General features: G+C 76.5%; 1 pseudogene. It reads left to right on the top strand.

Annotated features, from left to right (window positions below):
- Window positions 1-251: pseudogene (locus KVT44_RS56470) on the top strand (pyridine nucleotide-disulfide oxidoreductase); the annotation flags it as partial.

Below are 251 nucleotides of genomic sequence, written 5' to 3'. Positions count from 1 at the left end.
CCGGGCGTGTGCCCCCCACCGACGACCTCGGGCTCGACACGATCGGCCTCGGGCCGGGCTCCTGGCTCGACGTCGACGACAGCCTGCGGGCCACCGGAAGGAGCTGGCTGTACGCGGTTGGTGATGTGTACCACCGCGCGCTCCTCACCCACCAGGGCAAGTACCAGGCCCCGGTCGCGGGCTCCGCCATCGCCGCCCGTGCCGCGGGGGCGCCCCTCCTGGAGACCGACCCCCGGGGGGCGCACCGGCGC

The organism is Streptomyces sp. GbtcB7, assembly GCF_019091445.1.
Taxonomy (GTDB): Bacteria; Actinomycetota; Actinomycetes; order Streptomycetales; family Streptomycetaceae; genus Streptomyces; species Streptomyces mirabilis.
This window is presented reverse-complemented; position numbering and strand designations above follow the sequence as displayed.